Source organism: Ensifer adhaerens, from assembly GCF_028993555.1.
Lineage (GTDB): Bacteria > Pseudomonadota > Alphaproteobacteria > Rhizobiales > Rhizobiaceae > Ensifer > Ensifer adhaerens_I.
This window is the reverse complement of sequence record NZ_CP118611.1, coordinates 1,899,716-1,925,169: the sequence shown is the minus strand read 5'-3', so window position 1 is coordinate 1,925,169 and position 25,454 is coordinate 1,899,716. Positions and strand designations below refer to the sequence as shown.

21 protein-coding genes are annotated in these 25,454 nt (G+C 61.4%); 18 read left to right on the top strand and 3 right to left on the bottom strand.

Features of this window, described 5'->3' with window-relative positions:
- Positions 1–11 precede the first annotated feature (11 nt).
- The 3 genes from PWG15_RS28910 to PWG15_RS28900 are packed head-to-tail and all read left to right on the top strand — an operon-like array spanning position 12 to position 3,614.
- Positions 12–1,229: a glycosyltransferase family protein gene (locus PWG15_RS28910; protein WP_275024947.1), complete on the top strand. Its 1,218-nt coding sequence runs from the start codon at positions 12–14 to the stop codon at positions 1,227–1,229.
- Between the two features lie 4 nt (positions 1,230–1,233).
- Positions 1,234–2,478 (top strand): glycosyltransferase family 4 protein, encoded by a 1,245-nt coding sequence (locus PWG15_RS28905; protein ID WP_275024945.1) that lies wholly within the window; start codon positions 1,234–1,236, stop codon positions 2,476–2,478.
- Positions 2,478–3,614, top strand: coding sequence for a glycosyltransferase family protein (locus PWG15_RS28900; RefSeq protein ID WP_275024944.1), 1,137 nt, complete (start codon positions 2,478–2,480; stop codon positions 3,612–3,614). Before PWG15_RS28905 ends, PWG15_RS28900 begins: the two co-directional genes overlap by 1 nt.
- A gap of 99 nt (positions 3,615–3,713) precedes the next feature.
- On the opposite strand, the gene PWG15_RS28895 is transcribed toward PWG15_RS28900, so the two are convergent.
- The gene (locus PWG15_RS28895) at positions 3,714–4,388 is read right to left on the bottom strand and encodes a class I SAM-dependent methyltransferase (protein WP_275027248.1); all 675 of its coding nucleotides are present in this window, start codon (positions 4,386–4,388) and stop codon (positions 3,714–3,716) included.
- Between the two features lie 304 nt (positions 4,389–4,692).
- Here PWG15_RS28895 and PWG15_RS28890 point away from each other — a divergent pair, with 304 nt between their 5' ends.
- The 8 genes from PWG15_RS28890 to nadE all read left to right on the top strand — a co-directional run bounded on the left by PWG15_RS28890 (position 4,693) and on the right by nadE (position 14,333).
- The gene (locus PWG15_RS28890; protein ID WP_275024943.1) at positions 4,693–7,395 is read left to right on the top strand and encodes an ABC transporter transmembrane domain-containing protein; all 2,703 of its coding nucleotides are present in this window, start codon (positions 4,693–4,695) and stop codon (positions 7,393–7,395) included.
- Positions 7,396–7,486: 91 nt separating this feature from the next.
- Complete coding sequence (locus PWG15_RS28885) at positions 7,487–7,951, top strand: cyclic nucleotide-binding domain-containing protein (RefSeq protein WP_275024942.1); 465 nt, start codon at positions 7,487–7,489, stop codon at positions 7,949–7,951.
- Positions 7,952–8,057: 106 nt separating this feature from the next.
- Positions 8,058–8,819 (top strand): FkbM family methyltransferase, encoded by a 762-nt coding sequence (locus tag PWG15_RS28880; RefSeq protein ID WP_275024941.1) that lies wholly within the window; start codon positions 8,058–8,060, stop codon positions 8,817–8,819.
- A 339-nt stretch (positions 8,820–9,158) separates the two neighbouring features.
- Complete coding sequence (locus tag PWG15_RS28875; RefSeq protein WP_275024940.1) at positions 9,159–9,392, top strand: hypothetical protein; 234 nt, start codon at positions 9,159–9,161, stop codon at positions 9,390–9,392.
- Between the two features lie 140 nt (positions 9,393–9,532).
- On the top strand, positions 9,533–11,470 hold the full coding sequence (gene asnB, locus PWG15_RS28870) for an asparagine synthase (glutamine-hydrolyzing) (protein WP_275024938.1): 1,938 nt from the start codon (positions 9,533–9,535) through the stop codon (positions 11,468–11,470).
- Between the two features lie 23 nt (positions 11,471–11,493).
- Positions 11,494–11,760 (top strand): acyl carrier protein, encoded by a 267-nt coding sequence (locus PWG15_RS28865; protein ID WP_113478800.1) that lies wholly within the window; start codon positions 11,494–11,496, stop codon positions 11,758–11,760.
- A 21-nt stretch (positions 11,761–11,781) separates the two neighbouring features.
- Positions 11,782–13,329, top strand: coding sequence for a class I adenylate-forming enzyme family protein (locus tag PWG15_RS28860; RefSeq protein ID WP_275024934.1), 1,548 nt, complete (start codon positions 11,782–11,784; stop codon positions 13,327–13,329).
- Positions 13,326–14,333: an NAD(+) synthase gene (gene nadE / locus PWG15_RS28855; RefSeq protein ID WP_275024933.1), complete on the top strand. Its 1,008-nt coding sequence runs from the start codon at positions 13,326–13,328 to the stop codon at positions 14,331–14,333. Before PWG15_RS28860 ends, nadE begins: the two co-directional genes overlap by 4 nt.
- Before the next feature lie 72 nt (positions 14,334–14,405).
- On the opposite strand, the gene PWG15_RS28850 is transcribed toward nadE, so the two are convergent.
- Both PWG15_RS28850 and PWG15_RS28845 read right to left on the bottom strand, forming a co-directional pair.
- Positions 14,406–15,521 (bottom strand): hypothetical protein, encoded by a 1,116-nt coding sequence (locus PWG15_RS28850; RefSeq protein WP_275024931.1) that lies wholly within the window; start codon positions 15,519–15,521, stop codon positions 14,406–14,408.
- Positions 15,518–16,171 (bottom strand): N5-glutamine methyltransferase family protein, encoded by a 654-nt coding sequence (locus PWG15_RS28845; RefSeq protein ID WP_275027247.1) that lies wholly within the window; start codon positions 16,169–16,171, stop codon positions 15,518–15,520. Before PWG15_RS28845 ends, PWG15_RS28850 begins: the two co-directional genes overlap by 4 nt.
- Positions 16,172–16,441: 270 nt before the next feature.
- Here PWG15_RS28845 and PWG15_RS28840 point away from each other — a divergent pair, with 270 nt between their 5' ends.
- The 7 genes from PWG15_RS28840 to PWG15_RS28810 all read left to right on the top strand — a co-directional run bounded on the left by PWG15_RS28840 (position 16,442) and on the right by PWG15_RS28810 (position 25,416).
- Entirely contained in the window at positions 16,442–17,761 is a 1,320-nt protein-coding gene (locus tag PWG15_RS28840; protein WP_275024924.1) for a lipopolysaccharide biosynthesis protein, read from the top strand.
- A complete protein-coding gene (locus PWG15_RS28835) occupies positions 17,751–18,899 on the top strand; it encodes a GNAT family N-acetyltransferase (RefSeq protein ID WP_425536777.1) in 1,149 nt (382 codons plus the stop codon). The genes PWG15_RS28840 and PWG15_RS28835 overlap by 11 nt, the downstream gene beginning before the upstream one ends.
- 127 nt (positions 18,900–19,026) lie before the next feature.
- Complete coding sequence (locus PWG15_RS28830; protein ID WP_275024923.1) at positions 19,027–20,643, top strand: GumC family protein; 1,617 nt, start codon at positions 19,027–19,029, stop codon at positions 20,641–20,643.
- A gap of 10 nt (positions 20,644–20,653) precedes the next feature.
- Complete coding sequence (locus PWG15_RS28825; protein ID WP_275024921.1) at positions 20,654–21,982, top strand: O-antigen ligase family protein; 1,329 nt, start codon at positions 20,654–20,656, stop codon at positions 21,980–21,982.
- Complete coding sequence (locus PWG15_RS28820) at positions 21,975–22,736, top strand: polysaccharide deacetylase family protein (RefSeq protein WP_275024920.1); 762 nt, start codon at positions 21,975–21,977, stop codon at positions 22,734–22,736. Before PWG15_RS28825 ends, PWG15_RS28820 begins: the two co-directional genes overlap by 8 nt.
- 9 nt (positions 22,737–22,745) lie before the next feature.
- The gene (locus tag PWG15_RS28815) at positions 22,746–23,990 is read left to right on the top strand and encodes a glycosyltransferase family 4 protein (protein ID WP_275024919.1); all 1,245 of its coding nucleotides are present in this window, start codon (positions 22,746–22,748) and stop codon (positions 23,988–23,990) included.
- 325 nt (positions 23,991–24,315) lie between these two features.
- Positions 24,316–25,416 carry a glycosyltransferase family 4 protein gene (locus PWG15_RS28810; RefSeq protein ID WP_275027245.1) on the top strand — a complete coding sequence of 367 codons (1,101 nt, stop codon included), beginning with the start codon at positions 24,316–24,318 and terminating at the stop codon, positions 25,414–25,416.
- Positions 25,417–25,454: the final 38 nt, after the last annotated feature.

The window sequence follows — 25,454 nt, the reverse complement described above, 5'->3', positions numbered from 1 at the left end:
AGGTTTCTTGCATGATGCGGCGTTTCGAAGATGCCCGGATCCTCATGTATAGCCATGATACGTTCGGGCTCGGACACCTCCGGCGGTGTCGCACGATTGCGCATTCGCTGGTGGAAGACTATCGCGGCTTGAACATCCTGATCATCTCCGGGGCGACGATCGCCGGCGCCTTCGATTATCGCGCGCGTGTGGATTTCGTAAAAATCCCGAGCGTGATCAAGCTGCACAACGGCGACTACACCTCGCTCGACCGGCACATCGAGCTCGACGAGACGCTGAAGATGCGCCAGGCGATCATCCGGCACACGGCCGAAACCTTCAAGCCGGACATCTTCATCGTCGACAAGGAGCCCATGGGGCTGCGCGGCGAGGTGGAGGAAACACTGACCTATCTGAAGGCGCATGGCACGACGCTGGTGCTTGGCCTGCGCGAGGTCATGGACGCGCCGCATCTGCTGGAGGCAGAGTGGAAGCGGCGCGATACGATGCGCAAGATCGAGCAGTATTACGATACGATCTGGGTCTATGGCCCGCCGGATTTTTACGATCCGCTGACCGAACTCGAAGTGCCGCCGGCCGTGCGCGACCGGATGGACTTCGTCGGCTTCCTGCAGCGCAGCGTTCCGCGCGAGGAACTGCCGGGCCATAAGCCCCAAGGCGACTACATTCTGGTGACGACCGGCGGCGGCGGCGACGGCGCCGATCTGATCCACCAGGTCATTCACGCCTACCAGCAAGACCCGGAGCTGACGCACAGGGCGTTGATCGTGCTCGGGCCCTATATGCCGGTCAAGAAGCGGGAAAAGCTGATCCGTAAGGGCAGCAAGATCCCCTACATCAAGATCATCGAATTCGACAATCGCATGGAAGAGCTCATCGCCGGCGCAAAGGGCGTCGTTGCCATGGGTGGCTACAACACCTATTGCGAAATCCTCTCCTTCGACAAGCCGGCGCTGATCGTACCGCGCATCCAGCCGCGCGAAGAGCAGTTGATCCGCGCCCGCCGCGCGGCCGAGCTTGGCCTCGTCGAAATGCTGTTGCCGGACGAAGCGGAAGATCCGCTGCGGCTGGCGGCAGCACTGAAGGCGCTGCCGTTGCGGGCGCCGCCTTCGAAAAGCACCGCAAACGGCCTGCGACTGGAAGGGCTCGCCCATATCACCGAGATCGTCGGTCGGTGGCTCGACCGGCCGTCGAGCGACCACCTGAATATCGTGAAGAAATCGAGCTGAAGCATTGCCGACAGATCGCAAGATTGCAGTCGTGCTGAAGGGCTATCCGCGTCTTTCGGAAACCTTCATCGCGCAGGAACTGCTTGGCCTTGAGCGGGCTGGACTGGACCTCGTATTGATCGCGCTTCGCCGTCCGACCGACAGCAAGCGCCATCCGGTTCACGATGAAATTCGTGCCGATGTTCACTATCTGCCCGAGTATTTGCATGAGGAGCCGCTGCGGGTGCTGCGTGGCCTCGTCCGTTCCTTGCCAAAACCGGGTTTCTGGCCGGCATTCGGGCTTTTTCTGAAGGACCTGCGCCGTGATTTCAGCCGCAACCGCTTTCGCCGGTTCGGGCAGGCCGTGGTGCTTGCTTCGGAATGGCCGGGCAATCCGCGCTGGCTGCACGCGCATTTCATCCACACGCCGGCTTCGGTGACCGCCTATGCCAGCGTGATCGCCGGTACGCCCTGGAGCTGCTCGGCGCACGCCAAGGACATCTGGACGTCACCGGACTGGGAGCTTTCCGAAAAACTGGGCCGAGCACGTTGGACGGTCACATGCACGCGCATGGGCTATGAGCATCTCAAGAGTCTGACGACCGAGAAGGCGAGGGTGCATCTGAGCTACCACGGCCTTGATCTGGACCGTTTCCCGCGGTTCGGGGGCACGCATTCCGACCGCAACGGTTCCGACCCTTCGGATCCCGTGCGCCTCGTCAGCGTCGGCCGCGCCGTCGGCAAGAAGGGATACGACGTCTTGCTGAAGGCACTCTCGCTTTTGCCGGCGGACCTTCATTGGCGGTTCGAACATATCGGTGCCGGTGAACTGACCAGCACGCTCAAGGCGCTTGCCGCCGAGCTTGGCGTTTCCGACAGGGTTGTCTGGAAGGGTGCGCTCGACCAGACGGACGTGCTTGCCCATTACCGGACGAGCGATATCTTCGCGCTTGCCTGCCGCATCACCGCCGACGGCGATCGCGACGGGTTGCCCAATGTGCTCGTCGAAGCGTCGAGCCAGCGGCTGCCTTGTGTCTCTACGGCGATTTCCGGCGTTCCGGAACTGCTCGTCGATGGCGAGAACGGTCGGATTGTCCCTTCGGAAGATCCACAGGCGCTTGCACAGGCCCTGGAGCAACTCATCCGAGATCCAGCGCTCCGTCACAGGCTGGGCGGCGCGGCTGAGCGGAAGGTGCGCGAGCAATTCGATCACCACACCAGTATCGATCAGCTTGCCGGCCTGTTTGCCAGCGAATGGAGAGCCGTGTGATGCGCGCACGCCGTGTTTTTTTCTACGTGCAACATCTGCTCGGCATCGGCCATCTGGCGCGGGCGAGCCGGATTGCGAGCGCACTTGCCGCCAGGGGCTTCGAGGTGACCGTTTTGACCGGCGGCAGCCCGGTGCCGGGGTTCCCGGGAACCGACGTAAAGCATGTGGCCCTTCCGCCGGTGCTAGCCGGCGACAAGGGGTTTTCCGGCCTTGCAGACGGCGAAGGGAATCCGGTCAGCGATGCCTTCAAGGACAGGCGCCGCGACCTGCTGATCGAGGCTTACCTTGCCTGCAATCCCGATATCGTCCTCTTCGAGGCCTTCCCTTTCGGTCGCCGGCAGATGCGTTTTGAGCTCATGCCCTTGCTCAAGGTGATCGAAAAGCAGACCAGAAGACCCCTCGTTGCCGCTTCTCTGCGCGACATCCTGCAGGAGCGGACGAAACCCGGCCGCGCCGAAGAGACCCTCGACGTTGTCAGCGCATATTTCGATCTCGTGCTGGTGCATGGGGACCCTGCCTTTGCGCGGCTCGAAGAGACCTATCCCTACGCGGACGAGATCAAGGACAAGGTCGTCTATACCGGCCTTGTGGCCGGGCCGGCACCGGCCGCTCCGGCGGAAACGTTCGACGTGCTCGTTTCGGCCGGTGGCGGTGCGGTGGGCAAGGAACTGATCGGCGCAGCGTTGCAGGCGGCAAGCTTGCTGCCGCGCGAACTGCAGTGGTGCCTGGTCACGGGGCCGAACTTGCCACAGCAGGACTACGATGTCTTCCAGGCTGCAGCACCCGGCAACGTGCAGCTCTTCCGCTTCCGAAGGGATTTCGCCAGCCTGCTTTCGGGTGTCCGGCTTTCGGTTTCTCAGGCCGGCTATAACACGGTCTGCGACATCATCCGTGCCGGCTGCGGATCCCTGCTGATCCCCTTCGTCGCTGGTGGCGAAACCGAGCAGTCGACCCGCGCGGAACGGCTCGAGAAGCTCGGCCTTGCCGGCGTGCTGCCGGAGGCCGAGGTGACGCCCGAGAGGCTGGCACACGATGTCGAAGCGATGCTGGCGCGACCGAAGCCGAACATTCCGCCGCTGGATCTGGACGGCGCGAAGAAGACTGCCGAAATCCTGGAAAGTCGCACCGCTCTTTGATCGGTCTTTCGCGCGGGCGGCGTCTTTTGCGTGCGTGGGCCCGGCTGAGGCGCTGTTTGACAGGTAGATGGCCGCTTCGCTGCGGCGCGCCGGCTAACCTCAGACCTTACCGATCACCATGAAGCGGGTATATTTTTTCGTTGGCAGGGCGCCGGCAAATTCGACCGTCGAAAGCGCCGCCTGTTTCTTGAAGTCCTCGACGGAAGCCACGCAATTGATATGGGTGGGCTCGCTGAAATAGTCGTTGGATTGCAGGAGGACGCGCGTGCCGGCGGGGATGCGATCGAGCCACGCCCTCAGATCGGCGATGTGTTCGCAACTCGTGTTGATGATGAGGTCGGCCCCGAGCGCCGTATAGTCGATCGCATACATGTCGGCCGTCACCGCACGGAATTTCTCCGGGAAGGCAAAATTGAGGGTTTGCGCAACTGTTTCCACATCCGGGTCGATGTCGAAGCTGTCGACCGCAGCCACATTGAAGCGCGCGTCCTCCAGCAGCATCGCGCCCAGGATGCCATACCAACCGCCCAGGATCGCAACCTTAGCGTAGGATGAGCCAGCAACATTCAGGAGCGTATCGCGCGCCCACACCTTGCAGGCAATCTGCTTGTGGTTGAAGGCGTTGGCGATGTGGGCTTCTGGATGTTGCGCGATTACCTTGGCGACGCCTTCGAGAAGGGGGCTTTGCGTATAGGCGGCGATACCGCGTGCCAAATCAAAGGCATGCTCGTACCAATCGCTGCTTTGGGAAGGCTGGTGGCTGGTGTGTTTCATGCGCTCGTTGTAAGCTGGGCGCCGGGCGAGTGCAATAACGGCGTGTGCTTCGGAGAGTGACGTTCTCTGTGGTTGCCTTCGCGGCAGTGGAGTGGAAACCGCGTCCATTGCAGATTTCCCTCGCACCTGCATAATCGACAGAACCGGATTCGGCGCCGGGCGGAATATGCAGGCATCCACTTCGCGATCGAGCGCCGACAGGCACCCATCCGGAGGCTCCGCCGAGGAATGATGCGTGGTGGGGCAAACGGCAGTCCGCCACGCAAGCAGCTATCGTGTTCAATAAGGTCCTATTGCCAGACACATGGAACCACGCCTTTCCCGCTACATCTGGACCCACACACGCAAGGATCAGCTTTGGATTCTGGTGATTGTCGCGCTGTCGATGATCCCCTACTTCCTGTCCTTCGACCTGCCGAAGCAGATCGTCAACGGACCTATCCAGGGTGACGGCTTCGACAGTCCGGAGGCGACGCAGGCCTTCCTGCCGATTTCGTTCGACTTGCCGTATTTCGGAACGATCAATGTCTTTGACGGTTTCCATCTCGGCCGTGAAGGCATGCTGCTGGCGCTCAGCCTGGTGTTCTTGCTGCTGGTGGTCGTCAACGGCCTCTTCAAGTTCTACATCAACACCTTCAAGGGCCGGCTCGGCGAGCGCCTGCTGCGGCGCATCCGCTTCGAACTCGTCGATCGTGTCCTCCGTTTCCCGCCGAGCCACTTCAAGAGAGTGAAGCCGGCCGAAATCGCAACGATGATCAAGGATGAGGTCGAGCCGCTCGGCGGCTTTACCGGTGACGCCTTCGTCTCGCCGGCGCTGCTTGGCGGCCAGGCGCTGACGGCGCTGGTGTTCATCCTGCTGCAGAGCTTCTGGCTCGGTCTGATCGCGACGCTGATCGTGGCCGTACAGGCGGTCATCATTCCGCGCATGCGCAAGCGGCTACTGGTCCTTGGACGTGAGCGGCAGCTGACGGCGCGCGAACTCTCCGGTCGTGTCAGCGAAATCGTCGACGGCATCGGTGCCATTCGCGGCCATGACACGTCGAACTACGAGCGCGCCGACATCGCGGCCCGGCTCGGCCGGATCTTCAAGATCCGCTACGACCTCTACCAGTGGAAGTTCCTCGTCAAGTTCATCAACAACTTCCTGGCGCAGGTCACGCCGTTCCTGTTCTACGCGATCGGCGGCTATTTCGCCCTGCAAGGTCGCCTCGATATCGGTCAGCTCGTTGCCGTCATCGGCGCCTACAAGGACCTGCCGGGTCCGCTGAAGGAACTGATCGATTGGGACCAGGCCCGCCAGGACGTTCAGGTGAAGTACGCGCAGGTGGTCGAGCAATTCAGCGTCGATTCGTTGCTCGATCCCAAGGTCCAGGCCGTCGCAGCAGGGGCCATCGAATCGTTGAACGGACCGCTGGCGGCAGTGAACCTCACGGTGGTCGACGACGGTGGGTCGACCGTGCTCGACCACGTGTCGCTTCAGGTGCAGCCGGGCGAGAAGGTGGCGCTGACCGGCGGTGGCGAGGTGCTGGCGGAGGCCTTCGGCCGGCTGGTCTGGCCGGCGAGCGGCAAGGTGGTCGTCGGCGGACAGGATATTCTGGAGATTCCGGAATCGGTTACCGGACGTCGGATCGCCTATGCTTCGTCCGATGTCTACGTGTTCCAGGGGAGCCTCGGCGACAACCTCCTCTATGGCCTGAAGCACGCTCCACTGACGGAAGTAAGCTACGAAGGGGAGGGTGCTTCACACCGCAAATGGGAAGTGACCGAGGCGCGCCTTGCCGGCAATCCGCATCTGGATGTCAACAGCGACTGGGTCGACTACGGCTCGGCCGGGGCGAGCGGCCCGGATGACCTGCTCGTGCAGATTCGCCCGGTCCTCGACGCCGTGCTTTTGACCAATGACGTGATGGCGCTTGCCGTCCGCTCGACGATCGATCCGAACCGCCACGCGGCGTTCGCGGCCGGTATCGTTGAAATGCGCAGCGCGCTCAGGCAGAGTCTCGAAAAGGAAAAGCTCAGCGATCTCGTCGTGTTCTTCGAACCGGGAACCTACAACATCGAGGCCACTATCGGTGAAAACCTGCTGTTCGGCACCATCACCGATCAGGCGATGTGGGCGAGTGCGCTTGAAAACCACCCGTTCTTCAAGACGGTCCTGCAGCGGGTCGGGCTGCGCGACACCTTCTATGAGATGGGGCTCGAGATTGCGGAGAACGTGGTCGAACTGTTCCGCGACTTGCCGCCGGATCACCCGTTCTTCCAGCAGCTGACCTTTATGACCGCCGAGGAAATACCTGTCTACGAGGCCATTCTGCAGAAGGTGCGCACCCGCGGCAAGGCAGAGGTTTCAGAAGACGATCAGATCAAGATCATCCGCCTGTGCTTCGATTACATCGAGCCGCGGCACCGCTTCGGTTTACTGACGGACGAGGTCATGGCGAAGGTTGTTGCCGCGCGCCGCGAGTTCGATGAGGGGCTGCCGGCCGACCTCGTTGGAATGATCGAGCACTATCGTCCGAACCGGTACATCGCCTCGGGCAGCATCATCGACAACGTGCTCTTCGGGCGCATTGGCCACAAGCATGCCGATGGTTCGGAAAAGATCCGGGCGATTGTTCGCAACCTTTTCGAGGCCGGTGGCCTCTACAACGAAGTCCTGGCCTTCGGCTTCGATTACAATGTCGGAGCAGGCGGCAAGCGTCTGACGGCGGCACAGCGGCAAAAGCTCGATCTTGCGCGCGCGCTTGTCCGCGCCTGCGATTTTTATATCTTCAACCAGCCGCTGCTTGCGCTCGATCAACGCGTCCAGGAGCAGGTCGTGCGCAATGTCTTCTCGATGCTTGACCGGGCCGGGCGCGATCCTGCGATCATCTGGGTTCTTGCCAATCAATCGTTGCTGGACCTCTTCGATCGCGTGGCGCAGTTCGAAAATGGGCGCCTGATTCATGACACCGGCGCCGACGCCGCAGTGGATGACGGACGCGACTACAAGGAAATGGCATCTTGATGTAATATTAATGTCAGGGCACGAACATATGGTCCCGCCGCGATGCGGGAGGCAGACTGCTCCCGACGGGAAATCGGAGACACGGATTGTGATGTTGCTCAAGGATGAAGTTGAAATGCTGCGCCGGATTACCCTGTTTTCGGGGTTGCCGCCGGCAAAGTTGAAGCTTCTTGCCTTCACGTCCGACCGGGTCATGTTCGGTGCCGGGGAAGCGCTGTTCTATCAGGGTGACATCGGCGATGCGGCCTATGTCATTCTCTCCGGCAAGGCGGAGGTGCTGATCAACACCGCCGGCGGTCCCTTCAAGATCGCCGAGTTCGAGCAGAATTCCATCGTCGGCGAAATCGCCATCCTCTGTAATACGCCTCGCACGGCGACCGTGCGGACCACCACGCCGCTCGAAGCCTTGCGTATTCGCAAGGAGGATTTCCTCAAGCTGCTGGCCGATTTTCCCGAGATGGCGGTGGAAATCATGCGTGTCCTGGCTGATCGCCTGGCCCAGACCACGGCCGAGTTGAGCGAAGCCCGTAGCCAGGTCGAGCGGGTCGACGCCTGACGTGCTCCCAGCCTGAGCTGTGCCATTGTGGAAACATACCCTCAGGGCATGTGAGCCTTTCGCAAAAGCGATTCCGCTTGGCGGGTTTATCGGATAGACAGGCGACATGCGTTCGATCACCTATTTCCGCAAGACCGTTCAGTTTCCCGACAAGCCTGAGAAGAAGCGCTTCTTCTCGCGGCTGCAGAATGGCGATTGGGAACCTTGTACGTTTCAGAACATCGAGCGCCTTGTCGACCGCAAGACGACCTTCATCGATATCGGCGGATGGATCGGGGTGACGCCCTATTGGGCAGCGCAGATCGCAGACAACGTCATTACCGTTGAGCCTGACCCCGTTTGCTTCGGTATTCTCAAGGAGATGCAGCCGGAAAACAGCGGCGAGGTGCGCGTGATCAACGCCGCACTGTCCGAGGACGAGGTGCTGGTGCTGCACTCCGTCGGCGGCGGTTTCGGCAGCTCGGAAACCTCCGCGCTGATTGCCGACGACAACGGCGAGGCGATCCGTGCGCAGACGGTTACGATCGCCGAGCTTCAGACCATGGCCCGGACGGACCGGCTCTGCTTCAAGATCGACATCGAGGGATACGAGTATCGCGCTCTGGATCAATTCCGGGCCATCGATCCGCAACGCACGGCCGGAGTCCTGCTTGCGGTGCATCCGCAGATCCTCTTTGCCTCGCTGAGCGGACCTTCGGCGCTGCGCGCCATTCGCACGATTGCTGCCACGTTGCGCCTGATCCGCAGCCTGAGCGGCTTCCACCTCGATAATCCCTCGGCGATCTGGGCGGCGCTCCGCAAATCGATCGCCCGTCGGGAGTTTCGTGGCTTCGATCTCTTGTTCGTTTCGAGGCGGCATGATCGCTAGGCGGTTGCAACAACGGCAACGTGGGTCCACCCGCGTAAATCCGATGTATGCCCCTTCGGCAGGGGTGCTCGACGGCTGGCGTTCAAGCCACGTCCTGCAGGGATTGGTATCGAGCGAGACCGGCGCCCGTTGACATTGTCGCCAGCATGGTTAACCATTCTTTAGAGAATGTTAATTCTCCGTTTAAAGACGTAATTTTCAGTGCTATAAAATTCTTGGCCGCTATTACCTGCAGCGCCGGGCGTCATGTGGGACGCGCAAAGGTTGCTGTGGTACTTTGATTTGCTGCATGTCGTTGTCTAAAATCGAAATCGATCTGAGGGGCATGCAGGAAGCTTAATGTTGTGTCGTGAGGGCGACCGCATGTCATGGATGTATTTTGCGACTGCCGCCTATTGCCTGACCGCCTTGTTTCTCCTGGCGATGACCTATCTTGAAGGTTTGCAGGCGCGTGCGCCTTGGAACATGTATCGTCTTGCCGGACTGCTCATCTGCATTTTTTGGCCGGTCCTGTTTCTCTATCTGATGTTTAAAATGATATCGAAAACAAGAATTTCGGAGCGTCGAGGTTAGATTTCTCTGCCTCTAAGTCGGGTTTTGAGCCCGAACCGTGGCATTTACCATACAACCAGAAAATGCCGGAGATTTAACCCATGAGTCCCTCATGCGGATTATGCTTCAGCGGTGATCGACCGGTGTGAAAGTATTTGAACATGTGCGGTTTCGGTGGCTATTTCGGCTCAGTTCCAGACGCAAAGAACCTCCTTGAGAGAATGGTTTCCGCGATCGCCCATCGCGGCCCGGACGAGAACGGCGTCTTCGTCGACAAGGAGGCCGGACTTGGCCATGTGCGCCTGTCGATCGTCGGTCTCGGCGACGGCCAGCAACCGATGTCCGACGAGAGCGGTGAATTGACGATCGCCTTCAACGGCGAGATTTTCAACTATGTCGAACTACGCGACGAACTGCGCGCCAAGGGCCGGCGCTTCCGCACCTCGAGCGACACCGAAGTCATTCTGCATCTTTACGATGTCATGGGGGAGGAGTGTCTGTCCCGTCTCAATGGCGACTTTTCCTTCGCCATATGGGATCGCCGCCGCCAGCGGATGATGCTGGCGCGCGACCGGATGGGCGTACGCCCGCTGTTCTACATGAACAATGGCGGCACACTCTACTTCGCTTCCGAGATCAAGGCCTTGCTACAAGTGCCGGGCGTTTCTGCCGAGCTCGATCCGATCGCGCTCGACCAGATCTTCACGCTCTGGGCCCCAATCGCCCCGCGCACCGGATTCCGCGACATTCACGAACTCGAGCCGGCGCATCTCATGATTGCGGAAAAGGGCAAGGTTGCGATCCGCCCCTACTGGCAACTCGACTATCCCGACCGCGGGGCATCGCCGCTGTTTACAGACGAACGTGCCGCTGCCGAAGAGTTGCGTGCGCTGCTCACGGATGCCACCCGGATCCGGATGCGTGCCGATGTTCCCGTCGGTTCGTATCTTTCGGGCGGGCTCGATTCCTCCATTGTCGCGGCGATGGCGACCGGCATGGCGCCACAGGGGCTCAGGACCTTCTCCGTCACCTTCGACAGCGTGGAGCATGACGAGAGCGCATTCCAGATGGAAATGGCGACAGCGCTCGGCACGCATCACAGCGCCGTTGCATGCCGCGCTGGTGATATCGCGAGGTCTTTTCCGGAAGTGATCCGCTTTGCGGAACGACCGATCATCCGCACGGCGCCGGCACCTCTCTATCAGCTTTCGGGACTGGTTCGGGAGCAGGGGTTGAAGGTGGTTCTGACCGGCGAGGGGGCCGACGAGGTTTTTGCCGGCTACGATATCTTCAAGGAGGCGCGGGTCCGCCGGTTTTGCGGCCGCCAGCCCGGTTCGCGCATACGCCCGCATCTCTTCCGCAAGCTCTATCCGTACATCCCGGGCCTGCAGCAGCAATCGGCGGAGTATCTCGCCGCGTTCTTCGGCGCCGGCGACGTGCCGCTCGACGATCCGCTCTTCTCGCACCGTCCACGCTTCAAGAGCACAGCGGCGACCAAGATCTTCTTCTCGGGCGACCTGCGTACGCGGCTGAGCAACTACGATGCAGCGGAGGATCTGGCGAGCCGGCTTCCGGCAGCATTCAGCCGCTGGCACCCCTTGCACCAGGCGCAATATCTCGAAAGCCGCTTCCTGCTGCCGGGCTATATCCTGTCAAGCCAGGGCGATCGCATGGCCATGGCCCACGGGATCGAAGGACGCTTCCCGTTCCTGGATCATCGCCTCGTCGAATTCGCGACCCGTCTGCCGCCCGAAATGAAGCTGAAGGGACTGGTGGAGAAGCATATCCTGCGCGAAGCGACGAAGGATCTGCTGCCGCCGTCCATCGGCCAGCGCACCAAGCAGCCCTATCGCGCGCCGGACAGCCATTCCTTCACCGGGGTGGGCGAACTCGAATACGTCCGCGATGCCATGAGCGAGGCGCGCGTCAGCGACAGCGGGCTTTTCAATGCCAAGGCCGTGACGAAGCTTTACGAAAAATGCCAGTCGCAGCCGGTTACCGGCTTCCGCGACAATGCCGCTTTCGTCGGAGTCCTGTCGACACAGCTCTGGCTGCAAACCTTCACCGGCTCCGGCATCCGCGCGGCGGAAGCTGCCTGAAATAATTGAGGAAAGGAAACCACATGACGGAAACGATTAAAGACAAGGTCAGAGCCTTCGTCATCGAAAACTTTCTGTTCGGCGATACATCCTACGATCTCGCCGACGCAGCCTCGCTGATCGAGAATGACATTATCGATTCAACCGGCGTTCTCGAACTGGTGGCCTTCATCGAAGACCAGTTCGGCATTGTCATGGGCGACGCCGACATCGTGCCTGCGAATCTCGATTCTCTTGCGCGCATTTCGGCCTTCATCGAGGCCCGGGTCGGGGCGCCGGCCACGGCATAATCAAGGCGCGAGGGGGCGTCCATGCGGTTCGAGCAATTCCTTATCGGCAATGCCGCCCGGCAAGCGGCGAAAACGGCGCTGGTCACCGACCGCCGCCGCCTCAGCTACGGCGAATTCGACGATCTTTCGGGCAGACTGGCTGCCGCGCTGGCGCGGGCCGGCGTCAAGCGCAACGATCGCGTGCTCGTCTTCATGGACAATTGCTGGGAAGCGGCTGTTTCGATCTTCGCGATCCTGAAAGCCGGCGCGACGTTCAGCCCGATCAACGCCTCGACCAAGGCGGACAAGCTCGCCTATATCATCACCGACTGTGAGGCGGCGGCGATCCTGACGCAGGCAAAACTGATGCCGATCGTGGCGGAGGCGCAGGCCTTGAGCGGTAAATCGGATATCTTCGTTGCCTCGACAGATGCACCCAACGGAGGGGCCCCGCTCGACGCGATCTCCTTCGAGAGCTGCCTCGCGGAAGCGGCAACGCCCGTGCCGCATCGCGGCATCGACGTCGATCTTGCGATGTTGATCTATACCTCGGGTTCGACCGGTCGGCCGAAAGGCGTGATGATGACCCATCGCAACATCGATGCGGCATCGGAATCGATCACCACCTATTTGCGCAACGAACCCGACGATATCATCCTCAATGTATTGCCGCTTGCCTTCGACTATGGCCTCTACCAGCTGCTGATGGCGATCCGCATCGGCGCGACGCTGGTGCTCGAAAAATCCTTCGCGTTCCCGCATGCAATCTTCGAGCGGATCCGTGAGGAGGGCGTAACCGGCTTCCCGCTGGTTCCGACGATGGCGGCGATGATCTTGCAGATGCGCGATCTGGAACCCGGTTTCCTGCCAAGCCTGCGTTATCTCTCCAACACCGCCGCTGCCTTGCCGCCGCCGCATATTGCACGGTTGCGCGAACTCTTTCCGGGCGCCCGGCTCTATTCGATGTACGGGTTGACGGAGTGCAAGCGCTGCACTTATCTGCCGCCGGAAGAACTCGACCACCGGCCGGGTTCGGTCGGCATCGCGATCCCGAACACCGAGGCCTTTGTCGTCGATGACGAGGGCAAACGCGTGCCGCCGGGCGTTCCCGGCGAGCTCGTCATTCGCGGTCCCCACGTCATGCAGGGCTACTGGCGCAACGATGCTGCGACCGAGCGCATGCTGCGGCCGGGGCCCAACCCCTGGGAAAAGGTTCTCTATACCGGCGATCTCTTCCAGACCGACGAAGAAGGCTTCCTCTATTTCGTCGGCCGCAAGGACGACATCATCAAGACGCGCGGTGAAAAGGTCGCGCCCAAGGAAGTCGAGACCGTGCTGCACGCGCATCCCGGCATCGCCGAGGCCGTGGTGGTCGGCGTCGCCGATCCGGTGCTCGGGCATGCGATTGCGGCGCTGGTGGTGCGCTCTGATCCCAGCCTGACGGACAAGGACATAATTCGCCATTGCACCCGCCATCTCGAAGATTTCATGGTGCCGAAGATTGTCGAATTCCGCACCGAACTTCCGAAGACGGATACTGGTAAGGTCAGCCGCCGCCTTGCGGCCGAGACGATGGAGCCCGCCCAATGAACATTCTGATGACTGAGGGCGCGCGCCCGTTTTCGGCCGAGACGCTGACGATCGACCATGCGGCTGAGACGGACCGGATCGTCGCCGGGCTGCGCGAGCAGTTGCGGGGGATGAAGAAGCGCGGTCTGGTGCTCGGGCTCTCTGGTGGTATCGACTCGAGCGTTTCGGTCGCGCTGGCCGTGCGTGCTGTCGGTGCCAAGAATGTCTTCTGCCTGTTCATGCCGGAAAACGACTCCGATCCGGAAAGCCTGCGCTTTGGCCGTCTGGTTGCCGAGACCTTCGGCGTGGAGGCAATCATCGAGGATATCGGCCCGACGCTGAAGGCGATGGGCTGCTACGAACGTCGCGATGCTTTCATTCGCGAACTGGTTCCGGTCTATGGCGACGGATGGGCCTCGAAGATCGTGATCGCCAATGCGCTCGAAGGCGAAGGCTACAACATTTCCTCGCTCGTGGTCCAAAGCCCCGACGGCGTACAGTCCAAGCATCGCATGCCGCCTTCGGTCTATCTCGGCATCGTTGCCGCCACCAACATGAAGCAACGCACGCGCAAGCAGGTGGAGTATTATCACGCCGACCGGCTGAATTTCGCCGTGCTCGGCACGCCGAACCGGCTGGAATACGACCAGGGCTTCTTCGTCAAGAACGGGGATGGGGCGGCTGACGTCAAACCGATCGCGCATCTCTACAAGTCGCAAGTCTACGCACTCGCGGCCCATCTCGGCATTCCCGAGGAGATCCGGCGCCGGCCGCCGACGACCGACACTTACTCGCTGGAACAGACGCAGGAGGAATTCTACTTCTCGCTGCCATACGACCGCATGGATCTCTGCCTCTACGGGCTGAACAACGGCATCGAGATCGACGCCGTCGCGACCGCAGCAGGCCTGACGGTCACACAGGTGGAGCGTGTCTGGGCGGATATCGCCGCGAAGCGCAAGGCGACGCGCTACCTGCATCTGGGTCCACAGCTCGTGCAGCCGGTGGTGGAGGTCAAGGGCTGATATCGCGCATCGCTGCTTGACCAGGTTATTGCGGTGGCTTCACGGAAAACGCCGCAATAACTGAAACCCTTGTCAGTCGAACTGTCCGGCGATCAGCCGGCACCAATGCTCTCCGGCAATGCCGTTGAAGAAGCCTTGTCCATCCCGGCAGGCCTGGACGATTGCCGGGTCACGGGAGTGAAGCACCGTCGAGGCCACATGGACGAAGGCGATCCGACGGCCGAGCATGGCCTCCATAAGTACCGGTTGTGTTCGTCCCCTCAGGCCTGGAAGTCCACGCTTGGAGGCATGATCGACAAGACAGTCGATGACCGGACCGGCCTGACCCGGCAGCGCCAACACCTGGAGCACCCGGCCGATCTCGCCCGCCCTGGCGTAGTAGGCGAAAGCGCCGACGAGCGTGCCGGTGCGCGCCGCGACCAGAGCGTAGACGAGTTCCCCCTGTTCGGGCTTTTGCTCCGCGTCGCCGAGAATGTAGTCGAGTTGCCCTTCGGCCCATTCGGGACGAAGCGCAAACTGTGCGATGAAGCGATCGACAACGGCGGCAAAGCCGTTGCGGTCGGTTTCCTGTGTCGTGAAACCAGCCTGGCTTATGCCGGCGGCCGACACGGCGGACCAGCGTTGTTCGCCGGGTGCCATCCGTTTGCGGTAGGCGCTGTCGACGGCCCGCGCGAAGGGGGCGGCAAGCCGCGCCGGTTTGATCCGGTTGGACGCAACGCTCAGGCTGAAGGAAGCGGGCTGGATGACACGCACCCAGTCGAGACTGTACTGCGGCAGTACGACGCCACGCAGCCGTGTCCACATCTGCGCCGAGACGTCGCTTGCGGTTTCGCTGAAGGAAAGATCCTGCGAGCCGGCCAGAAAAGCCTTGAGGATGCGCGCTCCCGCCAGGGGATCGCTCTCGCGGTCCTCGACCATCAGCGAGCCACAGATGGCCGCGCGCAGTCGGCGGCCATTCAGCGCCATGGGCAGGACGTTGACGCCGACAAATCCGGAAATGACGCCTTTGTCGTTCACGTGCACAAGTGGACGTATCTCCGGATCGCAGCCGGGCGCATCGAGGTAAAGCTGCTGCATGTAGTCTGCAAGTGCCGGCGGTGGTGTGTTCTGGTCGTTGCGGAACACCCGCTGGAACATGCCTGCAATCGCTGGAATGTCCGCGCGTTCGAGCGAACGGATTTCGCTCATTTCGATAAGCTTCCGGCCTGGTCGTCGATTTTCCTGACGATGGCGACGCGTGGCTTGCCGTCGCGATCGGTTGCGAACGTCACCGGCTCATAGGTCTTGATGCGCGACAGAAGGGCAGCTGCCTGTCGGTCCTGGCCCTCGCCGAACTCGAACAGCAGCCAGCCGCCCGGCTTCAGAAAGGCAATGGCGTCGCGGATCAGCCGCTGGTGAATGGATATGCCATAGGGTCCGCCATCAAAGGCTTCGCGCGGCTCACTTTCAAGCAGGTGCGCCCGGTCTCCCTCCAGCCGTCCAGTCGAGATGTAGGGTGGGTTGCAGACGATCATATCGACCGTGCCTTCGAGATTATCGCCTTCGAAGGCGGCGAAGAGATCACCCTGTCGGATGGTGACACGTCCGCCGGTCTGAAGACGGTCGACGTTGCGGCTCGCCAGCGCAACGGTGCTGTCCGTAAGATCAGCGCCCCAGACGCGGGCAGACGGGACATCGTTGGCGATACCGAGTGCCAGATTTCCTGAGCCGCAGCACATGTCGATGACGGTTGGTGCCGAAGGGCCGTCGGCGAGGATCGACACGGCTTTTCTTCCGAGGAGCTCCGTTTCCTCCCGCGGGACCAGAACGTCTGGTGCCAGTTCAAGCTCCACGCCCATGAAGCGATGCAGACGGATATCATTGTCGTTGTGCGGCACGGCCACTCCCTCGTGTCCTCGGTCGGATTGTTCCTGGATAAATCTGTAGACGCGCAGTGCTGCAGACTATTGTAATCGGGTAAACGAAGCTCAAATGCAATTGCGGCGCATGCGTTAACCGCGCAATCATCTCTACCAGCTACCTTGCGCAGCGATCAAAGGCGATTGCTCGCTGTCATTGAATGCACTCTTGCGCAATGAACGGTGGGTTGGTGTCAAAGGCAGATCGGAATGGCTTCGGAAAGTGTGAAGGAACGCGCGCACAAACCGTTCCTCTCGATGATCATGTCCTATGCTGCATCCGGCGGCAGCCTAGTCATCGGATCCGCCGCCCAGCTTCTGACGTTTGCTATCCTGGCGCGCTGGCTCGGCGTGCATGAATTCAGCGTTTTCGTTGCAATTACGGCTGTCGCCAACATTGCCGTGCACCTGTGTGGTCTTGGCGCGATGGAGTGTCTGGTGCGCCGCGTGGCGCGCGATCGCAGCATGTACGCGCGCATGCTCGGGCACAATATTCTGCTGACCGCTGTCAGCGGCGTGGCCCTGGTTCTGCTCGGTGCTGCCGTCTTGCCGTTCTTCTTCACCTTGTCACCGGATCCCGCGACCAATGTCGCGGTGATCACGCTGATGCTCATCACCAATATCGTCTTCGTTCGCATCATCGTGCTGGCGGAGCAGATTTTCCTGGCGCATTCGAATTTTGCCTCGGCAAACAAGGTGGTCGTCGGCTTTGCTGTGGCGCGCACCATTGCAGCCGCACTCGCCTGTATCGCTTTCGGGGTTGCAACGGTCGCCTCCTGGGCGGTGTGGCAGTTCATCTGTCATGTGCTCGTCGCTGCCGGATGCTGGCGCGCCGTCAAGAGGCTGGGGCGTCCGAACTACGGCATCGTCCGTGAAGAGCTGCCCCTGGGGCTCTATTTCAGCATCCCGTTCATCCTGCGCGCCGTCAGGCAGAATGCCGACCTGCTGGTTCTGAGCCTGGTGGCGACGGCCGAGGTCATGTCGAGCTACAGCGTCGCGCGGCGTATGCTGGAAAGCAGCTACCTGTCGGTCGAAGCGCTGAACCGGTTGATCTATCCCGGCTCCGCAAAGGCGACCGCGGCCGGCCTGCATCATGCGTTCGAACGTGTGCGCAAGGTGCTGATTGCCGCCACCTCCATCAGTATCGCTGCCGCCATCGCGGTTTTCGTGCTCGCGCCAGTTCTGCCAAGCCTTTTCGGCAAGGACTATGTTTCCCTCGTTTCCTTCGTTCGTACACTCTGCTGGGTCGTTGTCCCAATCGCCATGTGGTCGGTAGCGATGGAGGCGCTCGGCGCATCTGGCCACCATCCGGCGCGCGCCTCGGTCATGGGGCTCGGCAGCATGCTCGGCGCCGCGGTCACGGCCTGGGCGACCTGGTATGCGCCGCCGACCGGAACGTTCGTCTCCTTCTACGTCATCGAAATCGCGATGGTTATCGTTTCCTGGACGGTCTTCTTGCGCTTCGTCCGGCGCGACAGACGAGATGCGGACAGGACACTGCTGTCGGCAAGGATGGCCCATGAAGGTTGAGGTCGGGACGATCCAGGCGGCAAGGCTGCATGGACCCGAAGCGCCCGGTACGGGTACTCTGCGCGCGATGGAGCTTCGAGACATACCGGCCGTGGGCAGCATGTTCACCCGGATCTTCCGCAAGCGCGAGTACAAGGCGGGTGACGATCTCCAGAAATACATCGAGACCATTTTCTTTGGCAGTCCGCTCTATTCGCCCGAACGCGGCAGTGTTGTCTATGACGACGGCACAGGAGGCATAGGTAGTGTAATCCTAGCGCTCCCGATGGAGTTTTCGGTGCAGGGGCGCCCGACAGTCGCAAAACTGCTCTGCGCTTTCATGTCGGAAGGAAAAGCGGGCGCACACGGTGCTGCATGTATTGCTCGCGCCATGCGCGCCGCCAAACAGGATATGTGCTTTTCGGACAATCTGTCACCGGTCAGCGCAGATCACGGGGTAGCAGGTGGTGGCATCGTGCTTCCTATCCAGAGCCTCGATTGGCGTCGCTCTTTTCACCCACTGAAAGCCTGGGCCTTGATGATTGGCAGACAGGCGCCGCTGCTCAGATCGCGCGTCGTTATGGGGCTGCTTGCTGTAGTCGATCGAATTTTGCGCCAGCGCCGCCCCGGGATGAAGTCGGGTGCCCCTGGCGGTTGCGCAACGCGTGCCATCGATCCCGCGGCCTTCGTTGATTGTGCCGAGCCAATGCTCCAGCGCTTTGCCGTTAGGCCCGTCTGGTCCCGGAACGAATTCAACTGGCTGGTGGCTGTTGCCGGTTTGAACAGAACCTTGGGTGAACTCCTCTGCCGGGAGGTCTTGGACGAGGGCGGGCGCGTGATCGGCGCCTATCTCTATTTCGGCAAGGCCGGGGAGATGGCGACGGTGCTCAACATCGTCTGCGAGGCCGGCCGCGAGCTCGATGTTACCACGCAAATGTTCCATTCGCTTGATGCGGAGGGCTACGCTCTTGCCGTCGGCAGCGCGCAACCATTCCTGATGAACGCGATCTCGCGCCAGAGATGGCTCTCATTCCACCATCGCGGCTATTTCTGCATGGTGACCCGGCATGCGGATCTCAAGGACGCCGCGCAGCGCAACGACATCTATGTCGGCGGCCTGGCGTCGGAAAGCTGGAGCCGGTTGCTCACCGACTTCTGACCCGGTGCGTTAAGCGGCAAACCCTGCCGTTTAACGGAATATTCACCCTAGAACCCTAATTCTGCGATGGAAGGCGGCTCGCGGGGTCACGATCTTCGCGTCTGGATGGCGTGCGTGAGGGATGCTTATGTATAGGCCGGACGAGGCCGAAAAACGGAGGCCCAGCCAACCGGCGCACGATCAGCGTGCACCGGCCGCGAGAGGCTCGTTGCTCGATCTGCTATCGTCTGACGCGCCGGAAGCCGAGCACGTGGCCGAGGAGCATGTTGGCGCTCGGCAGCAACACCAAGAGCCCTCGGAATTACCAAAGCGCCAGATCAAGGCGGCTGTGCCGCCTGCGCCGCTGCGTCGCGACAGCTACCTCCCCGGATTGAGCGAAATCGGCAACATTGGTGTCGATGATATCATCGGCTGGCTGCGCGACGGGCTTCTCTGGATCGTCGTCGCAGTGATGCTTTGTGTGGCCACAGCGCTCTCCTACGCGATGACGGCGACGCCACGCTACAACGTCTACACCGACATCGTTGTCGATCCCTCCAATCTGAATGTCGTCAGCGACGACGTCTTTACCTCCAACCCGCAGCGCGACGCGCAACTGCTGGAAGTCGAAAGCAAGCTTCGCATCCTCACATCGCGCAACGTGTTGTCGCGGGTGATCACGCAACTGCGCCTCACCGAGGATCCGGAGTTCGTGAAACCCTCGGCGTTCGCTTCGTTGAAGAACCTCTTCTCGACGAAGGCGGAACAGCAAGCCGGAAACGAGCTTGCCGCGATGCGGGCGCTGTCGGAGCGGGTCGAAGCCCGGCGTGAGGAGCGCTCCTTCGTTGTGGTGATGAAGGTCTGGAGTGAGGAGGCGGCGAAGGCGGTGACACTGTCCAACGCGATCGTCGCGGCCTTTGAGCAGGAGCTGTTTCAGTCTGCCGCCGAGAGCGCCGGCCGCGTTGCCCAGAACCTGAACGCCCGCCTTGACGAGTTGCGCCACAACGTCACCGAGGCGGAGCGGGCGGTCGAGGACTTCCGCCGCAAGAATGGATTGCAGTCCACCAATGACGGCCAGCTCGTCAGCAATCAGCTTTCGAACGAATTGAACACCCAGGTGCTCGACGCCCAGCAGCGCTTCATCCAGGCCGAGACACGCTATCGGCAGATGAACGATGCAATCGCTCAGGGCCGGACCGCCAGCGCCTCGGAGTTCGAATCCGTGAACATGACGAACCTGCGCGAGCAGTACAACTTACTGCAGCAGCAGATCGCCTCGATGCAGCGCACCTATGGCGAGCGCCACCCGCGCCTCGTCAATGCCCGCTCCGAGCGCACGACGCTGGAAGGGGCGATGGCTGACGAAGCGCGCCGCATTCTCGACCGCGCCAAGGCGGACATGGACCGCGAGCAGCAGGCCTTTGCTGCGCTGCGTGCAAAGGCGAGCGACGAGAAGTCCAACGTGTTTTCCGACAACGAGGCCCAGGTGCAGCTCCGGGACCTTGAAAGAGATGCCCGCGCCAAGGCCGCAATCTACGAGACCCATCTGGCGCGCGCCCAGCAGATCACCGAACGCCAGCAGATCGACACGACCAATGTCCGCGTCATCTCGCGCGCCCTTCCGCCGAACGCGCGGAGCTGGCCGCCGCGGACGGTGGTCCTCCTTGCCGGCGGTGCGATCCTCGGCCTCGCCCTTGGGATTGGCCTGACGCTGACGCGAGGGCTCTGGCGCTTCCTGCGCGGACGCCGGTCTGCAGCAGCCTGAGAGGGACGGCATGACGAGCGCCGTCTATCGCGAAGAGAGCCCGGCGGACCACCTCCGCGTCCGTATAGGAACCGTGCTCTTCATGGCTACGTTCTTGTTTTTCTGGATATCGACCACACCCTTCATCGATCTGACAGGGGCCGCGGTGCTGGATCCTTCCGCCGGCAACTCCAACCGGTTGAACCAGATCATATCGCTTGCGCTTTTCGCAGGCATGTTTGCTTATGGGCTCGCGCACCCCATGCGCGGTATCATCCTGCAGCCGCGACCATTGTTGGCCGTGCTCTACATCTGGTTCCTGTTTGTCTCGGTGATTTCGGCCTATCCGATGTTTGGCATCAAGGGGACCGTGCTCGCCGTGATGGTGACGATCAACGCCAGCATCTACCTGCTGCTGCCTGCTTCGGAGCGGCATTTCGCCAAGATGCTAGGTATCGGCACTCTGTTCATGCTGGCAGTCGCCTACTACGGCATTCTCTTCAAGCCGACTCTGGCGATCCATCAGGCTTCCGAGTTGCGCGAGCCGATGAATGCCGGCCTCTGGCGTGGCCATTTCCCTCACAAGAACAGCGCTGCCGCCGCCATGGTGATTGCCGCTTTCTTCGGCCTCTTCGTCATGAATATCTGGTCGCGACTGGCGGGGCTTGCCATCGTCGTCCTGTCGTTCAACTTTCTGCTTCATACGGGCGGCAAGACCTCTACCGCCATGCTTCCGGCGATCGTGATGCTTGCCTGGATTTTCGAACGGTTCCGTTTCTTGCGCATTCCGATCGTTATCGGCGGCGTCGGACTGTTCAATCTTTTCGCAGTCGGTTCGGCGGTGTTTAAGCCGCTCAGCGATCTCGTCACCGATCTTGGCATTGATGCGACCTTTACCAACCGCGCCGATATCTGGCGCTTCGCATTCACGGCGCTCGCCGAACAACCAATCACCGGCTACGGCTTCAAGGCTTTCTGGCAGACCTCGGAACTGGTCAACAGCGGCGGCTCCATCGAGACTTGGGCCGTGGCGGCCGCAAACGGCCACAACTCCTATCTGGACATCGCCCTGATGACGGGGTTTCCCGGATTGTTGCTGACGGCAATCTGGTTGTTGGTCCTGCCTCTGCGCAACATTGCGCGCCTGGCCCCGGCAGAGGAGCATTCGCATCTCACCCGGCTTTACATCCGCGTATGGCTCTACACGATCTTCAACGCTGGTCTCGAAAGCCTGTTTTTCGAGGGGGGTAACGCTCTGTGGTTCACCTTCCTCCTTTCCCTTTACGGCCTGCACCTACAGTCGCGCGCGGTTCTTTCAGTGGCCCCGCAGCAGGTAAAATCCGGAGCCGTCTATGCCTGATCTGCTGCAAACCGTCGACGGCCTTGTCGATCGCGTCGCCAACCGGTTGATCTGGCGTTTCGCGGCCAAGCCGCGCGACGTCGTGACCGATGTGCCGCTCGTTTCCTTCACCTTCGATGACGTGCCGGATACGGCGCTTCATAACGGGGCGGCGATCCTCGAACGCCACGGCGCGCGGGGAACGTTCTATATCGCCGGCGGATTGGCCGATCGCGTCGAGGCCGATCGCACTCTGATCTCGGCCAAAGGATGCGCCGATCTCGCCGGTCGTGGCCACGAAGTCGGCTGCCACACCTTCTCTCATAACAAGATCAGGCGCCTGGGCAGTGTCGGTCTTGCTCGGGATCTCGATCGCAATGCCGATTACTTGAAGCGCAGCGGTGTTGGGCCGGCGGTGACGAATTTTGCCTTTCCCTACAATGCCGCCTGGCCGCTGTCGCGCCGGGAATTGGGGCGGCGCTACCGCACCTGCCGCGCCGCCGGCGAAAGTATAAATCGCATCGCCGTCGACCCTTTGATGTTGAAGGCTGTGGAGATCCGACAGCCGGAAGCGGATGCGCGCGCACTGACCGGATGGATCGACGAGGTAGTCGCCCGGCCCGGTTGGCTCGTGTTCTTTACCCACGACATCGCCGCGCGTCCGACGCCCTATGGCTGTACGCCGGAGACCTTCGAACACCTCGTTCAATACGCGGTCGCGAAAGGGTGCGTGGTCCTGCCGGTCGAGCGGATGCTCGACAGGCTCGGCTGGTAGGGGACCGCCATGTCCGGTCAAAGGCTGCTCGCCATCAACAACTACTTCTATCGCCGTGGCGGCGCGGAAGCGGTTTTCTTCGACCATATGAAAATGTTCGGCGATATCGGCTGGGACGTGGTGCCCTTCGCCATGGAGCACGAGGACAACGAGCCTTCACCATGGTCCGACTATTTCGTCTCCGAGATAGAATACGGCCGACGCACCAATCTGCTGCGCAAGGTCGTGCAGGCGGCAAGCGTCATCTATTCGCGCGAGGCACAGCGCAATATCGACCGGCTGATCCGGAGTGCCCGGCCCGCGATCGCCCATGCCCACAATGTCTACCATCATCTGTCGCCAGCGATCTTCTCGACGCTGAAGCAGGCCGGCATCCCTGTCGTCATGACGGCGCATGATCTGAAGCTTGCCTGCCCCTCCTACAAGATGCTGCGTGGCGGCACCGTCTGCGAGGACTGTCGCGGCGGGCATGTCTACAATGTCTTGCGCCACCGCTGTATCAAGGGCGAGGTGACGCTGAGCGCGGTGGTGCTCGCAGAAACGCTGGTCCACCGCGCGCTCGGTCTCTACCGCAACCAGGTGGACCGCATTGTCGTGCCAAGCAAGTTCTACGTCGACAAGTTGGTCGAGTGGGGATGGCCGCGCGAACGCATGGTCCACATTCCGAACTTCGTCGACGTCAACGACTATTCCGACGAATGGACAGAGGGCGACTACTTCGTCTTCGCTGGACGTCTGGCGCCCGAAAAGGGTTTGGGGACCTTGATAAGGGCGGCGGCCGCGTCGCGCCAGCGCCTGGTCATCGCCGGAACCGGGCCCGAGGAAGCGATGCTTCGCCGGCTCGTCGAACAGACCGGAGCTGACGTGACCTTCGCCGGCTATCTCTCGGGCCAGGCCCTGCATCGTCTGATCGGGGAGGCCCGCGCCCTGGTCCTGCCGTCCGAATGGTATGAGAACGCACCGATCAGCGTGCTCGAAGCCTACGCCTTGGGACGGCCTGTCGTGGGCGCGGCGATCGGCGGTATTCCTGAAATGATCCGGGCAGGAGAGACCGGGATGACCGCAAGCCCCGGTGATGCCGACGATCTCGCGCGGGTGCTGACGCGGATGGCGGCGCTCCCTTCCTCCGAACGCGCGGCGATGGGGGCATCGGGTCGGCGTTGGGTCGCCAGTGAATTCTCGGCCGCCGCCTATCGCGACAGAACACTTGACCTTTATGCGTCGCTTGGAGCGGGGGAGGGCCAGCGCCGTTAACCGTCGCGCGCAATTTGTAGTAAAGTGGGCTCGCCGTATGGTTTTTGGTCAGTTATATAAGTGGTCAATAAAATATTTACTTGGTTTGTAAGTATTTCGCCGTGAATAACGGTGTGTACAACCCTCGAGGCGACGCATGAGCAGTAACTCTGATGTCTCGCGAAATCACCGCCAACAGCCGGTGATTGCACAGGAGATCGCACAATCCGGACTGTCCGAGGGGCGCGGGCAGATGCCCCGTCGTGGCTCGGCATTGTCTGGAAAGCAGCGGAGCCTTGACGTCCAGAGTGGAACCGTGGCGGCGAGATGCGAGCGCAAGCGCGTGATGATGCTGGGCTTGCGCGGCATTCCGAACGTGCAGGGCGGCGTCGAGAAACACGTCGAAATGCTTGCCAGCAAACTTCCGGGTTACGGCTGGAATGTCGAAGTCGTCGGGCGTCGGCGCTATCTTCAGGACAACGACTGCTACGCCTGGAATGGCGTCGAGGTCATCCCTCTCTGGTCGCCGCGCCGCATGGCACTGGAGGCACTCGTTCACACCTTCCTCGGCGTATGTCTTGCCGCCTGGCGGCGACCGGACGTATTGCATATCCACGCCATCGGCCCCGCCTTGATGACGCCGCTTGCGCGAATGTTCGGCTTGAAGGTGGTCGTCACCCATCATGGCTACGACTACGACAGACAGAAATGGGGCGCCTTTGCCAGGCGGACACTGAAGCTCGGCGAATTCTTGGGTATGCGCTTCTCCAATGGGCGCGTGGCTATATCTGAGGACATCGCCCAGACCATGCGCGCCCGCCACCATGTCTCGATGACGCTGGTCCCGAATGGCGTCGCGATTACGCCGCCTTCGGGCGATGCCGGCATCCTGCGTGAATTTGGCCTGGCGCCCCGGCGCTACATTCTGCTCGCCGCCCGCTTGGTTCCGGAGAAGCGACAGCTCGATCTCATCAAGGCCTTTGCGAAATGTAGGCTGAGCGATGTTCGGCTCGTTATCGCGGGTGGCGCTGAGTTTGAGACACCCTATGTCCGAGAGATGAGAACTCTCGCCAGCGAGGTGCAGGGGGTGGTGCTGACCGGCTTTCAGGCCGGCGACAGACTGGCGGAGCTCTTCGCCAATGCCGCCCTGTTCGTGCTGCCTTCAAGTCACGAGGGCATGCCGATCGCGCTGCTCGAGGCAATGGCCTACGGCCTGCCCTTGCTGGCAAGCGATATCGTTCCCAACCGGGAACTGGACCTTGCGCCCGACGAGTATTTTCCGCTGGGCGATATCGACGCGCTGGCAGACGGCATCACCGCAAAGCTCGCCACGCCACTCAGCGATGACGATGTGCGCGAGCGCGCCGCCCACGCGGAAGCTACCTACAGTTGGACAAACGTGGCGCAAAGGACTGCGGCAGTGTATAGCGCATTGCTGGCGAAATAAGCCGACCTTCGCGTCTGTCCAATCTTCGCCAATCATAT

Bases quoted from the DNA above. Each gene is read 5' to 3' on its own strand.
- PWG15_RS28875 (WP_275024940.1), top strand. From the start codon at position 9,159: ATGTTGTGTCGTGAGGGCGACCGCATGTCATGGATGTATTTTGCGACT.
- PWG15_RS28830 (WP_275024923.1), top strand. From the start codon at position 19,027: ATGTATAGGCCGGACGAGGCCGAAAAACGGAGGCCCAGCCAACCGGCG.
- asnB (WP_275024938.1), top strand. From the start codon at position 9,533: ATGTGCGGTTTCGGTGGCTATTTCGGCTCAGTTCCAGACGCAAAGAAC.
- PWG15_RS28895 (WP_275027248.1), bottom strand. From the start codon at position 4,388: ATGAAACACACCAGCCACCAGCCTTCCCAAAGCAGCGATTGGTACGAG.
- PWG15_RS28835 (WP_425536777.1), top strand. From the start codon at position 17,751: ATGAAGGTTGAGGTCGGGACGATCCAGGCGGCAAGGCTGCATGGACCC.
- PWG15_RS28845 (WP_275027247.1), bottom strand. From the start codon at position 16,171: ATGGGCGTGGAGCTTGAACTGGCACCAGACGTTCTGGTCCCGCGGGAG.
- PWG15_RS28910 (WP_275024947.1), top strand. From the start codon at position 12: ATGATGCGGCGTTTCGAAGATGCCCGGATCCTCATGTATAGCCATGAT.
- PWG15_RS28810 (WP_275027245.1), top strand. From the start codon at position 24,316: ATGATGCTGGGCTTGCGCGGCATTCCGAACGTGCAGGGCGGCGTCGAG.
- PWG15_RS28880 (WP_275024941.1), top strand. From the start codon at position 8,058: ATGCGTTCGATCACCTATTTCCGCAAGACCGTTCAGTTTCCCGACAAG.
- PWG15_RS28840 (WP_275024924.1), top strand. From the start codon at position 16,442: ATGGCTTCGGAAAGTGTGAAGGAACGCGCGCACAAACCGTTCCTCTCG.
- nadE (WP_275024933.1), top strand. From the start codon at position 13,326: ATGAACATTCTGATGACTGAGGGCGCGCGCCCGTTTTCGGCCGAGACG.
- PWG15_RS28850 (WP_275024931.1), bottom strand. From the start codon at position 15,521: ATGAGCGAAATCCGTTCGCTCGAACGCGCGGACATTCCAGCGATTGCA.
- PWG15_RS28865 (WP_113478800.1), top strand. From the start codon at position 11,494: ATGACGGAAACGATTAAAGACAAGGTCAGAGCCTTCGTCATCGAAAAC.
- PWG15_RS28860 (WP_275024934.1), top strand. From the start codon at position 11,782: ATGCGGTTCGAGCAATTCCTTATCGGCAATGCCGCCCGGCAAGCGGCG.
- PWG15_RS28825 (WP_275024921.1), top strand. From the start codon at position 20,654: ATGACGAGCGCCGTCTATCGCGAAGAGAGCCCGGCGGACCACCTCCGC.
- PWG15_RS28815 (WP_275024919.1), top strand. From the start codon at position 22,746: ATGTCCGGTCAAAGGCTGCTCGCCATCAACAACTACTTCTATCGCCGT.
- PWG15_RS28885 (WP_275024942.1), top strand. From the start codon at position 7,487: ATGTTGCTCAAGGATGAAGTTGAAATGCTGCGCCGGATTACCCTGTTT.
- PWG15_RS28820 (WP_275024920.1), top strand. From the start codon at position 21,975: ATGCCTGATCTGCTGCAAACCGTCGACGGCCTTGTCGATCGCGTCGCC.
- PWG15_RS28890 (WP_275024943.1), top strand. From the start codon at position 4,693: ATGGAACCACGCCTTTCCCGCTACATCTGGACCCACACACGCAAGGAT.
- PWG15_RS28900 (WP_275024944.1), top strand. From the start codon at position 2,478: ATGCGCGCACGCCGTGTTTTTTTCTACGTGCAACATCTGCTCGGCATC.